The organism is Citrobacter europaeus, assembly GCA_020099315.1.
Classification (GTDB): Bacteria; Pseudomonadota; Gammaproteobacteria; order Enterobacterales; family Enterobacteriaceae; genus Citrobacter; species Citrobacter europaeus.
In genome coordinates this window covers 239,151-253,091 of record CP083650.1, presented here as the reverse complement: position 1 = coordinate 253,091, position 13,941 = coordinate 239,151, and the positions used below count along the sequence as shown (strand labels likewise).

General features: G+C 51.1%; 17 protein-coding genes. 6 read left to right on the top strand and 11 right to left on the bottom strand.

The window, feature by feature from the left end; translation table 11 throughout:
* Nucleotides 1–3 precede the first annotated feature (3 nt).
* The 3 genes from umuD (at nt 4) to LA337_01165 (ending at nt 2,101) form a co-directional block, all read left to right on the top strand.
* A complete protein-coding gene (gene umuD / locus LA337_01175) occupies nt 4–426 on the top strand; it encodes a translesion error-prone DNA polymerase V autoproteolytic subunit (GenBank protein UBI16351.1) in 423 nt (140 codons plus the stop codon).
* On the top strand, nt 426–1,700 hold the full coding sequence (locus tag LA337_01170) for a Y-family DNA polymerase (GenBank protein ID UBI16350.1): 1,275 nt from the start codon (nt 426–428) through the stop codon (nt 1,698–1,700). The genes umuD and LA337_01170 overlap by 1 nt, the downstream gene beginning before the upstream one ends.
* Before the next feature lie 131 nt (nt 1,701–1,831).
* Complete coding sequence (locus LA337_01165; GenBank protein ID UBI16349.1) at nt 1,832–2,101, top strand: hypothetical protein; 270 nt, start codon at nt 1,832–1,834, stop codon at nt 2,099–2,101.
* Between the two features lie 99 nt (nt 2,102–2,200).
* On the opposite strand, the gene LA337_01160 is transcribed toward LA337_01165, so the two are convergent.
* The 11 genes from LA337_01160 to LA337_01110 all read right to left on the bottom strand — a co-directional run bounded on the left by LA337_01160 (nt 2,201) and on the right by LA337_01110 (nt 9,422).
* Nucleotides 2,201–2,527, bottom strand: coding sequence for a DUF3085 domain-containing protein (locus LA337_01160; protein ID UBI16348.1), 327 nt, complete (start codon nt 2,525–2,527; stop codon nt 2,201–2,203).
* A 76-nt stretch (nt 2,528–2,603) separates the two neighbouring features.
* Nucleotides 2,604–3,503 carry a hypothetical protein gene (locus tag LA337_01155; protein ID UBI16347.1) on the bottom strand — a complete coding sequence of 300 codons (900 nt, stop codon included), beginning with the start codon at nt 3,501–3,503 and terminating at the stop codon, nt 2,604–2,606.
* A gap of 73 nt (nt 3,504–3,576) precedes the next feature.
* On the bottom strand, nt 3,577–4,485 hold the full coding sequence (locus LA337_01150; protein ID UBI16346.1) for a hypothetical protein: 909 nt from the start codon (nt 4,483–4,485) through the stop codon (nt 3,577–3,579).
* Between the two features lie 71 nt (nt 4,486–4,556).
* A complete protein-coding gene (locus tag LA337_01145; GenBank protein UBI16345.1) occupies nt 4,557–6,506 on the bottom strand; it encodes an ssDNA-binding domain-containing protein in 1,950 nt (649 codons plus the stop codon).
* A gap of 82 nt (nt 6,507–6,588) precedes the next feature.
* Nucleotides 6,589–7,047, bottom strand: coding sequence for a hypothetical protein (locus tag LA337_01140; GenBank protein UBI16344.1), 459 nt, complete (start codon nt 7,045–7,047; stop codon nt 6,589–6,591).
* Between the two features lie 77 nt (nt 7,048–7,124).
* The gene (locus tag LA337_01135; GenBank protein UBI18374.1) at nt 7,125–7,418 is read right to left on the bottom strand and encodes a hypothetical protein; all 294 of its coding nucleotides are present in this window, start codon (nt 7,416–7,418) and stop codon (nt 7,125–7,127) included.
* On the bottom strand, nt 7,418–7,867 hold the full coding sequence (locus LA337_01130) for a hypothetical protein (protein UBI16343.1): 450 nt from the start codon (nt 7,865–7,867) through the stop codon (nt 7,418–7,420). The genes LA337_01135 and LA337_01130 overlap by 1 nt, the downstream gene beginning before the upstream one ends.
* Before the next feature lie 19 nt (nt 7,868–7,886).
* A complete protein-coding gene (locus LA337_01125) occupies nt 7,887–8,096 on the bottom strand; it encodes a hypothetical protein (protein UBI16342.1) in 210 nt (69 codons plus the stop codon).
* Between the two features lie 113 nt (nt 8,097–8,209).
* Nucleotides 8,210–8,617, bottom strand: coding sequence for a hypothetical protein (locus LA337_01120; GenBank protein UBI16341.1), 408 nt, complete (start codon nt 8,615–8,617; stop codon nt 8,210–8,212).
* A gap of 94 nt (nt 8,618–8,711) precedes the next feature.
* A complete protein-coding gene (locus LA337_01115) occupies nt 8,712–9,014 on the bottom strand; it encodes a hypothetical protein (protein ID UBI16340.1) in 303 nt (100 codons plus the stop codon).
* 72 nt (nt 9,015–9,086) lie between these two features.
* Complete coding sequence (locus LA337_01110; protein ID UBI16339.1) at nt 9,087–9,422, bottom strand: hypothetical protein; 336 nt, start codon at nt 9,420–9,422, stop codon at nt 9,087–9,089.
* A 558-nt stretch (nt 9,423–9,980) separates the two neighbouring features.
* Here LA337_01110 and LA337_01105 point away from each other — a divergent pair.
* The 3 genes from LA337_01105 to LA337_01095 all read left to right on the top strand — a co-directional run bounded on the left by LA337_01105 (nt 9,981) and on the right by LA337_01095 (nt 13,927).
* Nucleotides 9,981–10,781 (top strand): nucleotidyltransferase domain-containing protein, encoded by an 801-nt coding sequence (locus LA337_01105; protein UBI16338.1) that lies wholly within the window; start codon nt 9,981–9,983, stop codon nt 10,779–10,781.
* A 340-nt stretch (nt 10,782–11,121) separates the two neighbouring features.
* The gene (locus tag LA337_01100) at nt 11,122–12,780 is read left to right on the top strand and encodes an AAA family ATPase (protein ID UBI16337.1); all 1,659 of its coding nucleotides are present in this window, start codon (nt 11,122–11,124) and stop codon (nt 12,778–12,780) included.
* Nucleotides 12,773–13,927 (top strand): UvrD-helicase domain-containing protein, encoded by a 1,155-nt coding sequence (locus LA337_01095; GenBank protein UBI16336.1) that lies wholly within the window; start codon nt 12,773–12,775, stop codon nt 13,925–13,927. Before LA337_01100 ends, LA337_01095 begins: the two co-directional genes overlap by 8 nt.
* Nucleotides 13,928–13,941 lie beyond the last annotated feature (14 nt).

Sequence of the window (13,941 nt, the reverse complement as noted above, 5' to 3'; positions counted from 1 at the left end):
AACATGCTGCAATTTATTCCCATAGCCTCCATTCAAGAAGCGCTAAAAATCCCTTTGTTTACAGAGCGATGTGCTGCCGGTTTTCCTTCTCCAGCAGCTGACTATACAGAAGAAGAGCTGGATCTGAATGCGTATTGTATACGTCGTCCCAGTTCGACTTTCTTTGTTCGGGCGATTGGTGATTCAATGCGGGATATGGGTCTGCATTCTGGTGATCTAATGGTGGTCGATAAAGCCGAAAACCCCATACAGGGAGATATTGTCATCGCGGAAACAGATGGCGAGTTCACCGTTAAGCGCCTGCAGCTAAAGCCCCGAATCGCCCTGTTGCCGATGAATCCTGCATACCCCGTCCTCTATCCAGAAGAGCTGCAGATATTCGGTGTCGTGACCGCATTCATACACAAAACCCGGAGTGCAGACTGATGTTCGCCCTGGCTGACGTCAACAGCTTCTATGCGAGCTGTGAGAAAGTATTTCGTCCCGATTTGCGTAATAAGCCCGTTGTGGTGCTCAGCAATAACGATGGATGTGTTATCGCGCGTTCAAAAGAAGCGAAGCAACTGGGTATTAAAATGGGAGTTCCGTGGTTTCAACTGAAAACAACCGAATTTCCTGTACCTGTCGTTGCGTTCTCGAGTAACTACGAACTCTACGCGTCGATGTCGAACCGTGTTATGGCGCATCTCGAAGAACTGGCACCTCGCGTTGAGCAGTATTCTATCGACGAAATGTTTCTTGATATCCGCAATATTGACAGTTGTATCGATTTTGAAGACTTCGGCCGGCAGTTGCGCGAGCATGTACGTTCAGGAACCGGACTGACCATCGGAGTTGGGATGGGACCGACCAAGACACTGGCAAAGTCAGCACAATGGGCGTCTAAGGAATGGCGGCAGTTTGAGGGCGTGCTTGCTCTGACTTCAGGCAATCCAAAGCGAACGGAGAAACTATTGTCACTGCAGCCAGTAGACGAAATCTGGGGGGTTGGTCGCCGGATCTCGAAGAAACTGCACACAATGGGGATAACAACTGCACTGCAGCTGGCGCGCGCGAACCCAACATTTATCAGGAAAAATTTCAGTGTTGTTCTCGAGAGAACTGTCCGTGAACTGAACGGGGAAAGCTGTATTTCACTGGAGGAGGCTCCGCCACCCAAGCAGCAGATTGTCTGCAGCCGATCCTTTGGGGAGCGCGTCACAACATATGAAGCCATGCGCCAGGCAGTCTGTCACTATGCTGAGCGTGCAGCTGAAAAGCTGCGCGGCGAGCGGCAATTCTGCAGGCATGTTGCTGTATTTGTGAAGACGTCACCGTTCACTGTGAACGAACCGTATTACGGGAATGTGGCCAGTGAGAAACTGACGACTCCCACGCAGGATACCAGGGACATCATAGCCGCAGCGGTGAAAGCACTGGATCGGATCTGGGTGAAGGGGCATAGATATGCAAAAGCGGGTTGCATGCTCAATGATTTCACACCAACCGGGATTTCTCAGTTAAATCTTTTTGATGAAGTGCAGCCGCACGAACGAAGTGAGCAGTTGATGAAAGTTCTCGACAGTATCAACCATTCAGGTATGGGAAAAGTGTGGTTTGCCGGAAGAGGGATAGCCCCTGAGTGGCAGATGAAAAGAGAGCTACTCTCTCCAGCTTATACCACTCGCTGGGCTGAATTACCTGTTGCACGATTGCGCTGAATCAGCTCATTGAGACTCAGTGAAAAAGGCTGAATTTCATGGTTGAAAATCAATACATTGCCATCTGAAGAACTGCTATCGTAGTGCCAATAACCATTCTTTTAATGTGCATGTTAACAAAAGAGGTTTAAATGAGAATAAACGTACTATTACTTACCAGTCTGTTAGTAGCTGGACCGGCGCTGGCAGGAGAAGCTCACGTTTGTAAATCACAGACGGTAGCGAACTCTGCAGCGAATGCCGAGTTGACTGATAACACGGTATTTAAATGTGGCGAAAACATTTCCGGTACTATCCCGTCACTTGCCCGGGAGGGATGGAAAATTGTGCAACAGACAGATCAGGCAGATGTCACCGATCCATCAAAAACATACGCACAATTGATCATCCAGAAGGATTAATACTGTCGTTGATAATTCATCACACTTTCGTGCACGCTCCCTGACGGGAATACCCCCGTCAGGGTAAGATTTTACGCGGGTCCGGAGACCCGCTCAGTTTTAACACTGGATCTTAAATTCTTCGTTGCTGGCCGTGATATACAGCGGTTTCCTCTCGTTCAGAATGCGGTTAATCATGCTTTCCGTCAGATTTATCGTCTCACCAAAATCATCACCCCCTACTTCTGCCCGGGCGGTATCCCACCAGGCCTCATCCTTTTCCGGATGGCATCCCTTCGCATAAGCCACTTTTCGGCCACGCGGAGTGAGCTCACCGGTTTCAGACATAATATAAACGCCATGATCCTTGACCAGTACCACGCCACAGTGGTTTTTACGTGCCTCAAGCAGTACCGGTTTTAAGTCTTTTGCACTGAATTTCAGCATGATGTTTCTCCTGTAAAAAATAAGGGGAGAAACATCCCCACCGGGAGAGTTTCTCCCCGGTGGGTTTACCGTTGATTTATGCAGCCAGTCGTGGCTGCTGTGGTACCGGTTGATCAATCACCGGCTGCTCAAACTGCTCACGTACCCAGCTGATGGCCTGGCTCATCGCCTCACCATAATCGCTGCTGGTCATCCTGTTGATGTTATTCACCTCACTGTCCCAGGTGAACGACTCCAGCAAAATGCCGTTTTTATAGTAAACATTCACCACAAAGCAGACCGGAGTAAAAAGCCCGTCCGCGACTTTGTCGACCCAGGACACGATGTATTCCGGATTGAACTCCAGAATGTCTATCTCATCGATATCCTGCGGCCCCACAAATAAACGCAGTGAACCGTACTCCCCACGGAATTCGCGCAGCTGCCTGGGCTCTGTCGTGCAGTTCGCCACAAAGCATTTCAGTTTCTGATAGCAATGCTGAGTAATGTCCTGCAACTGCTGCGCCAGCCAGCTCTCAAAACGGTGCCAGTATCGTACCGTTTTGCTGAATGTCACCTGTGGAATACGCCGGTGTGCCGGTAAATCCTGCTGGCCGGTCACCCGCAGGTACGTTTCTTCGTCCGCCTCCGTCAGCGCCGCAGGATTCCCCTTCAGCAGCAGGTCGCACTGACCACTGCTGTGAGGATGAACCCGGGGAAGCCAGTCAGGTTGTTCTGCCTCCTTCGACAGCATATCCAGTCCGGCTATCCACAGCGTCAGTACCTGCCGGCAGCGCGCCAGCGTGGTTTCATCACTGTCTAGACCGGACAGCATGACATCCATCACCGCCATCAGTTTTTCCCGGTCAAACTGTATCCGGGTATTCACGTAGTCGGAACGGCTGCGGCGAAGCTGCCAGGTAATATCCTCTTCGGTTACGTCCAGACACAGCCGCTCTGAGAAATGCTGGCTGATATATTCGTCAATAATGCTCACGGGAAAATCCTCTCTGGTTTATTAAAGGGATTTTCCCCCTCGGGGGAAAATCCCCTGAGGGTATAGTGGTTAATCAGGCGGCCAGTTTCAGTGCCGGCCGGGTTAAAGGTATCTCAACCTGCGACGTCCGTTCCTGGCGTATCCAGTCCAGGGCCTCGCTGACAACATTCTGCCAGTCGCTGACATGGGGATGCTCCACGTCAATCACGTCGGCGTCTCGCCTGAAGACGTTCAGCTCCGAATCGTTGCGGTATATTACCCGCACTTCAAAGCGAACCGGCGTCAGATTACCGGCCATAATTTCCTCCAGATAATCTTCCAGCGATGCGTCGTCATACGCGTAGAGATACTGACATTCATCAATATCCCGTCCGGACATATGCAGCTCAATACGTCCGAAAGCCAGGTTAAAGCACCGTATTTTCCTGGGCTCCACGTGCAGCTGGCGATAAAGACGCCCGAGTTGCACCAGACAACGATCCTCCACCTGATACAGTTGACGGGCTATCCACGCCATAAAACGCGTCCAGTAAGGCATCGTCGCTGCAAGCTGTTCCCGGGGGAACTGCTCTCCGGACATCAGATGACACTGGGCGGTCAGGCGTAAGAATGCATCATCCGGAAGCGCCAGCAGTGCCTGTGGATCCCCCGGCAGCAGACGATCAACTCGTCCACTGCACTCCGGAATCGTCCGGGGCAATATCGACATATCCTCAGACACTGTTGCCAGCGCGTCGAGACCACGAATCCATAGCGTCAGAATACGCTCTGCCTGACGGCATCTTTCCCGGAGCTCCGGATTAAGCGCCACGTCATCCAGCATAAACTGCATCACGGACAATAACCGGTCACGGTTCAGTACCATATCGGTATTGATATAATCCGACTCCTGATCGTCCACCTGGTAAAAAACCTCCTCAGCGTTCACACTGAGACCCAGTGCTTTACTGAGCTGCCGTTGAATATAGAAACTGGCCAGCATAAGTGACTCCTGTTCAGAACAGGAATTCTCCCCACAGGGAGAACCCTGTCGGGATGAAGATAAATACGCAACTAGGCCGCTTTACGCGTCCGTTCTGCCTGCCACCGGTGATGCCAACGACCCAGTACAAACATCGGCGTCGCCATTTCCCGCTTAATTGCCACGGTCAGACTGTTGCCGGTGGCCACAATGGCCGGGATGCCCATCAGGGAAAGCTGGATGTAACACATCATCGCGGCCACAGGGTCAATATCCACGCAGTACACCATCATCTGTTTTTGCGGATTTAACCCCGCCTCCAGCATGGCCTCCGCCATCGCCACAATCATGCCGCCCGCTCCACAGGCCGGGTCACTGACGGTGATGAAGTCACGCTCACCGGAGGTAAGCACCGACAGCCGGTCACTCAGGGTCATACGTGACATCGTGTAACAGACATTGTACGGTGTGAAGTACTGGCCATGACGGGTATTACCCAGCTCAAGGCTCATAAAAATCTGCCCGAGAAAATCTGTCGGACAGAATTCCAGCCCCTCAATCACCTCCGCCAGCAGGCGGGACATGTTATTCGCGTCCTCCTGCGAATAACGGCCAACGCGCTGCATATAGTCAGCTTCAAAATCCGCATCCCGGTGAATGGCGTTATACAACGAGCAGGCTGCCATATGGACAAAATCACTGAAGACCTGCCAGCGATTCACATCCGGTGCCATCTGGTTAAACAGGCCGACAAACCGCTGCACGTGTGGGTTATTTTTCCCCCGACGCGCAGCCCAGGGCAGCGCCACCACATTGTCATTACCGTCCGGATCATCTGGTCCGTCATCGTTCGCCGCCCCCTCTCCTTCCGACACCACCGGCGCCGGTAACAAAGGTAAACCGTCGGCCTGTTCCGTATCCGCATTCTTCTCCGGCATACCGGAGGGCGCAGGAACGCGGTAACAGGTCAGCAGTTCAGGACGTATTTCAGACAACGTCAGTATTTCACTGTCCGGACCGGCTTCGCTGAGAAACAGCGACCGCTGAGGCTGGTCGCAACGTTCCCACTGGTAAATACGGGCCAGCGCATTAATCGCCATCAGAGGCGTAATACCACACTCAAGATGGTGCTCAACCACACTGCGACAGCCCAGCGTGGTGTCGTCGAGAGGAAAGCCGTAATGCGTTTCAAGTATCAATGAGGCCATCTTCTGCCACATCTCCACCGTGGTCATCGCGGGTCTTCGCCCGCACAGCCACGTCATCGCCCTTCGAGCCGCATCCGCCGCCTTAAAAAGAAGCCAGGGGTCATCGTGTAAAAATGACACCCAGGGTGCCACGTCGTGCCGGGAGGGCTGTTTGCCGGGCAGTCCCAGGGACGCCGTCAGAAATGCCGCCCCAAGTTCAGCCACCAGGGCCTCCTGAACCTCGTCAGTCCGCATGTCCACCGTAAACCCGAAACGATGTAACCGCTGCGGGTGTCCGGTAGCCTGGACCAGCAGATTCAGCATGTCCTGCCAGTATGTCTCCTCCCCGGCATAAGCCGCCGCCGGCGGGAGCTCAATCCGGTCATGTAATGCCCGGTAGACCGGTAAAATATTGTCCCGGTGGATAACGGGGATCCCGCTGCTCTGGAGCAGGTCACGGACAACGCTCAGTGACGGTTGCGGCCGGGGTGGCAGTGGCCACCCGGGCTGCAACGTCTCCGGCAATCCGTCACACTGTTCAGGGTTAATCACCTTAAACAGCATCAACGACGGCCGGTAGCGGACCAGTGTGACCGGCTTTTCACCGGGCCTGACTTGTCCACCCAGACGGCGGAGGTCATCCCCCGTCAGCCATCTTCCTGAACGCAGCGACCGCTGCTGCATGGCCTGCCACAGCAACAGCACGTTAATGCCAGTAAATGGCACGCCCGTCAGGGCATGTTCCGGTAAACCCGGCAAGGTGTCATACCACGGTACCTGGCCTGCGGCCAGACTGTTGACAAGGCGGCCGGTAATAAACTGGCAGATATCATTCGGATGTAATGAAGTGTTCATCAGTTCTCCTGTCAGAAAAGGGAGAACACCCCACAGGGAGGTGTGCTCCCCGTGGGAAATCAATACTGTTACACTGAGTGGACTAGTGAGTTAACCGGCCAACAAAACCGAGGATACGACCAGGCAACGTTGCCAGTTCATGGCTTATCAGCTGTAACTGCTCCGGATAGAAATTCGCGTACAGTAATACTGATGTCACCACGCCGGTGACTGCCATGCCCAGCAGCAGGCGATTACGCCGCCGCCGGAACTGCGCCTCTTTTTGTTGCACCTGCAGATGCAGGTACAACCCCAGGGTCTGCAGTTCGGCAAAGCGGGCAAACTCCTCGCGCCGTAATGCCTCACATGCCTCGTCATAGCGCAGCAGCTCCGTCGGATGGTTCTTCTTCAGAAAGCTGCGATACCCGCCATCTCTCATCGTGTGGTAGTGCCGGTCAAACTCAGCCTGTAACCACTGGTTGAAACGGTTGCGGGTTCTTCGAAAAACCTCCGGCTCAGTGACCGTGGATGCCGGGGTTTCGTTAGTGGTCATTACGCTCATACAGACTCCTTTTGAGTAAAAAAATCTGACGGCGTCCCCCTCACGGGTTCCCCCGTCAGGGTAGGTGGTAAAACTGATTAACGGTCCAAAGTAAGTGTCACCTGACCGTCTGAATAATCGCGTTTAATACAGATGTTCTGCCACAGTGGCGCATTCTGGTCGCCATCAGATGGCAGGCAGAAATAGCCAAACTCCACGACTGTCTGGCCTGAAGGTGCCTGACTGAGCGCCAGAAAACCGTGATAAATCAGCCGCTGCAGCCGCTCGTTCTCACAGGCGGGTGCAAGGGGATAGCTCACCATCTGCGCCCAGACCGGCTCCTCAATAGCGACAGCCGGCGGCGTGCTGCCAAGCAGCGCCGACATATCCATCATGCAACCTCATCATTAACCGGGACCGTGGTCACGGTGTCAGTTACGAGAACAGGGACAGCAGCATTCCGCCGGTTCTGCCGCCGGTGCCGGCTGCCCAGAAACCGCAACAGCATCTGCTCTGCCACCAGAACGGACTCTTTATCGTCAACAACCTGCCGTTCACTGTAGTATGGCTCGGCACTTTCCTCACCGAAGAACAGGAGCTCAACCCCAGGTCTGAGCGTTTCGCCAGACCGGAGCACCACCGCACGCCCACAGCATGAAACATCATCGGCAAGCTGCCAGCGACCGGTATACACCGTTCGCGGCCGCCCCCCGGACGCCTGCAGTCTGGCCTGTCTTCGACGGTACAGCACGGCAATACCGTGATATACCGACAGTCCTGTCCAGCGCACAAGGCACCACAGATGTCGTAACAAAAAAACAAACAAGCGGTTAATAATCATCAGCGTATACCTCCTGTTATCAGAGCAGTCGCAGCATCAATAGTAAGATGCCCAGCATGAAGGTCCCTGCCAGCTTCAGCAGGAGCATCAGGCCAATAAGCTTTATCAGTGCCGCGCGGTCGCGGGAATAACACTCCTCATGCACCAGATGGCGTACGCGGTTTTCCTGCTCCGGAGTCAGTGTGTTGTCGGTTTTTTCGCAAACCGACGGAAAGTGAATGTGAGACATAGGCGCCCTGTAGTGAAAAAGGGACCAGCCCCTGACGGGGCATGGCCCCGGGTATGAAACAAAATCGCGTGACCGTCAGCAGTGACGATCAGAAAGTAATGAAAGCGGGAAAATCAGTCCATACCAGGCCTCCTGCGATAAATGCGGGAGCCATACAGCCAGCCATCCGCTTCGGCGGCGCAGATAGCCCGGTCAGCCCGGACTTCATTGCGCCCCAGAAGTACAGCCTGTGTCCACACCGGCTCACATAACATTTTACCCATGTTGTCAATCATGCCAGTCAGTTCATTTCCGGCTGTTGACAGAGCATCGAAATCCTCCGATTCCAGCCTTTCCATAAATTCACCGAAAGCCGTACCGCAGTTAAAAACCGCGCATTCAAACTCCGGCTCTTCTGACCTGTCGTCATAAGACGGATATAAACCGGCGTTCAGAGAAGCCCGGATACTCAGCAAATCGCCTTCCATCAGAGAAAGCCAGATAAATGCCTCAGTACGGGTTTTCAGTTGATAGACGTTCATAAATCCTCCTGTCAGTACAGCAACAGAGGGATTTATCCCCTCAGGGAAAAATCCCCTGTTGGGTAGATACGTTATTTCAGAGGAAATGCGTTTTCTAATCGGTCAGTTCCCAGGCATAGCGCAGATGCGCCAGCTCAAGAGCCTGCCGGTACGCCGTGTTCATGGCACGGTGAAAAGAATCAAACTCGCCGCAATCCACCGCCCGTTCGTGACGGGGATTGATCCAGCCGGAACGTTTATTCACGACAGCATGAAAATGGTCGTTATCATCCAGCCAGACCTCTGCCTGAAAACGCAGATAACCAGTGTGATTGGCGATCCATTCACTTTTGCCGTGACGGATACGTGGCAATACCTTACTCAGGATACTGACCAGAGAAGTCAGAAAAATGTTCATGGTTTTCTCCAGATTTAAAAAACGGAGAAAACCATCACCGTATCGGGGAGGTTTTCCCCGATGGGCAGGATGTCAGATTTGTGGTTTAAACATTTCAAAGCGAGCGATATGAACGAGCGCTGCACTGGCTTTTTGTTGCGCTTCCTTCAAAGAAGACTCTGGACCAAAATGAGCAACAGTCTGTATCTGGGTATGACCCCTGTTCATTTGCAGCTCAACAGTTGAATAGAACTTTCCCTCATTCTGACAGGTTCGGGTGCGTAAACGAAACAACCCGGTGAAGCTTTCTACCCACTCATCTCTGCGTAACACCGCAACAAACAGCGGAAAGGTGTAATGGAGACGCAGAACGAAAGCCAGAATCAGTTGAACAGAAAAGAAAAGTTCCTGAAGGAGTTTATTTAACATGGCAGTTATCCCGGAAAACCGGTGAAAAACCTGCCACAGTGGGAAGATTTCCCACCGGAAGTGCTGAAAGACGAGTATCGAAGCGTGAGTGTTGAAGATATCTTCATCGCAAAAATTGCGACAGCCATTTCCAAAGATTAAAGGGCTGTACCACCCGAAGGCGTCACCTCTCAGGCTACAGTGACATTGGTGTGCAATCACCCGAAGGCGTCCCTCTCAGATTGCCGGAACATTGGTGTTGTGATCACCCAAAGGCGTTCCTCTCAGATCACTGGAACATTGGTGGTTGCCTCAGGCAACGTTTTAAGCGCTATCATATTAACCAGAGAGAGAATGAAAATTCAAGACCGTAACTGAAGTGTATTAGCTCAGATTTGACCTGACACAGCTATGGCACAGACCTGAACCTAATCCTGACCGGCAGGTCTTTGCCAATAGTGGACATGCGGCTAAGTAAACTTTCTTAAGACATTACTGTTCCTGCAAAAAATATCTGGCCTGAATATAAACTACCCGATACTCTGAAATGCTTTGTATTTTTTGTGAACAGGAAAAAGTATGCTTAGTACATTACCCGATTTACACAGAAGTTTTGCAGAGCAACTCAGGCTTAAATTTCAGTCTGATTCGCGGATTCACTCCCTTCTCGCTGGCGGCTCAATTGTCCATGGCGGTTTTGATAAATACTCCGATCTCGATTTTGTCGTTGTCGTCGACCCTCTCCACTATGACGAAATCATGGCGCAGCGTCAGGAACTCGCCGGGACATTAGGCCATCTGCTGCATGCTTTTACCGGGGAACATGTCGGAGAGCCTCGCCTGCTTATATGCCTGTATGGCCCTGAACTCCTTCATGTCGATCTGAAATTTGTCACACTGGAAATGCTCACTCAACGCGTTGAGGAACCGGTAGTGTTATTTACCCGTGATACCACTGCTCTGGAGCGACAACTGGCAAAAAGTTGTGCTCACTGGCCTGACATGACGCCAGAATGGTTTGAGTCCCGGTCCTGGGTCTGGCTTCATTATGCAGTGGTTAAACTGGGAAGAGGCGAACTGTTTGAAGCGATGGGTATGCTGTCATTTTTCCGCGAGCAGGTGCTGGGACCCATGCTGTATCGTCGGGCAAATCTTCCGCAACGTGGGGTTCGCCGCATTGAATTCCACGGCATTGACCCTGATGGCCTGCTGACTTCCACGCTAGCAGCGCACGATCGTGATTCTGTTAGCCTAGCCATCAGAATGGCTGTTGATGCTTATATCAATCTGCGAGCGGATGCGCTGCCTGAAAATATCGCAGACGATGCGGCTCATTGGACGGTCCTTGCCATGCTGAAAGAGTATTCTGACAGGGGATAAATCCATACTCCGGCCGCTTACATGGCCGGGGTGTAGAACTATCATTGCAGATGCGGTCAAAAGCCAAATCCCGGATGGACATCTCGGTTTAGTTACTGCAATTCATGCTAAAGCCAGGTTCGGATATCCGGAGAAGGGGAAAATTCAAATGTCTGCTGAGTGCCAAAAGCAGACTTTAAGTTGTCCAAGAACAGCTCTCATATCTTGGCCTATTTATGTCGACCACCGCTTCAGTGCCTGCAGGATTTAAGGGGACAACGAGCCTGCATGTGGACACAGGTATATCGGTGAGTTAATGTCTTTAAGGGGTATCATTTGACAGTATCTTGAGGGACTTAGAGTGCGGGTTAAATCGATTAAGCTTACCAATTTCAAGAAATTCAAAGATGAATATTTTGAATTCAACGATGACGTAAATATCTTTGTAGGTGATAACAACGCCGGTAAAAGTACTATTCTGGAAGCCCTGGAAATCGTACTGAATTACAGCTATCGGGGCCGCCCCTTCAACAGCGAGTTTACGCCAGACATTTTTAATAAGGATGCAGTGCAGCTTTTTTTGGCTTCTGATAAATCGGCCATGCACTTGCCTGTCTTGGCAATAGAAGCATTCATTGAGGGAGTGCCTGAATACCGGGGTACAAATAATTTCCTTAAAGCCGATGCTCAAGGTATCACGGTGCTGGTGCGCTTTGATGACACGCTCAAGGACGTTTACGCCGACCACTTACTGACAAACCCACACATTACGAGTATCCCGATCGAATTCTACAAGCTGGAATGGCTGGATTTCGGATGGAATCCTGTTAAAGCCGTAGCGAAGAAATTCCGGGCGTTATACATCGACCCAACTCGTATCCACCCCACTCTGGGTAAGAATCAGTACATCTCTACCATACTTAATACCGCTTTAAAGAAAGAGGAACTGGTTAAGCTGACCCTCAATTATCGTGAGAATCAGCAGGTTTTTAACAACTCAGGTGAGGTCAGGACAGTCAATACCGGTCTGGATACGGACCACTTGATCACAGAAAAAAAGCTGTCCATTGCCGCAAGCACTTTACCAGCGGGCTCTATTCAGACCAGCCTTCAACTTGAAGTAGATGATGTCCCTTTCCAGTTCATTGGCAAGGGTGAGCAGAGTAATGTGCAGATCAAGCTCGCGATTCAGAACAAGTCGAAGGATATCGATTTGGTGATGATGGAGGAGCCCGAAAATCACCTTTCTCACACTAACCTCAATAAGCTGGTTCACTACATTGAAAATCAGCGGGGCGACAAACAACTCTTCCTTACCACTCACAGCTCGTATGTGCTCAACAAGCTGAGCATTGATAAAATCTGCCTGGTTCAGTCGGGATACAAACGTCTGCATAAGCTTGCCCCTGCAGTGGTCAAAACCTTAAAGCGCTTACCGGGCTATGACACATTGCGCGTGGCACTCTCGCACAAAGTCATCCTTGTCGAGGGACCGTCAGACGAGTTAGTACTCAAGAAGATTTACCACCGCAAGCACAACCGCCTGCCCGAGCAAGATGGTATTGATATCATCGTCGTGCGCGGAGTCGGGTTTGATACGTTCATCTCCGTAGGTATGGAAATTGGTACCCGAATAAACGTCCTCAGAGATAACGATGGCGACTATGAAGAAAACGTCGTGAAAGTGCGTGCCGATTATGCGGCCTATCCTAATATCAAGCTTATCTCCTCTGCCAAAAATGAGGAGTTTTCGCTTGAACCCGCGATGATATATGCCAATGCAACCGACTTGGTTACGCTGGACGCTTTCGCCAAAGTGGTGTTATCGACACAGACGTTTAACCTCTACGATAAATTAGTCGACTTAGATAAGAGACGCGACTTTCTGATCGATTGGTTTCGAAGCGTCCAGGGAAACGGTAAGGGCGCTCGCAAAGTCGATTCAGCTATCAAGCTGTTCGATGGCACTCTGAATTTCAGGTATCCACCTTTCCTCGATGAGGTGTTCGACTTTGCCTAATGAATTCTGGATTGCCGGTGCAGGATCAGGAAAAACCCAAAAAGTCATTGAGGATGCCATTGAAGTCATAAAGGCGGGCGGACGCGTATTGGTCGTCACCTACACCATGAACAACCAGGCAGAGCTCCGTTCTCGCTTTGTGGAATTGTACGGCAAACACAGCGATGATTTTGTTGTGAAAGGCCTGTTTTCATTTTACCTAGAAGACTTAGTGAGACCTTATCAAACGGCCATGTTTCCAGATCGAATCACTTCTACAATGTTCACCGAGCATAACCCTCACCTGATACCTGGTACGAGGAAATGGCATTCCAAAAGAGGGGAAAAAATTAATGGGGCGCTGAATCCTCTTCATTATCTGACGCCGTGCAAAACCAAAGCTTACACTGGACTGCTGGCGAAGCTGGCAACAAGAATCTCCGCTTCAACAAAGAATGCCCCCGCTAGCAGATTGAAAGAGATTTATCAGAGGATCTTTTTTGATGAGGTTCAGGATTTGGTTGGATGGGATTTTGACGTTATCAAAGCACTCAGTAAGGCAATGCATAACTCTATTTGCTGTGTAGGCGATTTTCGTCAAACTATTTACACGACCACGTTCGGCCACAAGGCACCGGAAACACCTGAGCAAAAGATTCAATACTTCAAAGACCTCAATTTTAGTCCGTTCTCGCTGGCGAAGAATCGCAGATGTATCCAGGAAATCTGCGATCTCGCGGATACCATTCATCCCGGTATTTATGAACAAACGCAATCAGAGGTGGGAGAAGTTCCTGCTGAGATGGCCCATCACTGCGGCTGTTTTCTCATAAAACCATCTCAGGTGAACGATTATCTCAATATATTCAAGCCTCAAGTTTTGCGATGGTCATCGCCCATGGGAAAAGGCTATTTGCCACCAGGTATCACCTGTCACACTTTCGGCTCCTGTAAAGGTCTCGGTTTTGACCGCGTACTAATTATTTCACCGGAGAAACATCTCAAGTATCTGGGTGGCGACCTTGACGTGTTCGATAAAGATAAAACGGAGGAATCTAGAAACAAGCTGTACGTGGCCATTACCCGAGCTCGTTACAGCCTGGCGTTTGTCGTTGAGGAAGAGCATTTTACAAATATAAAGCTGCCACATTGGGTTAGACCTATGTAAGTCGATGCTAACGT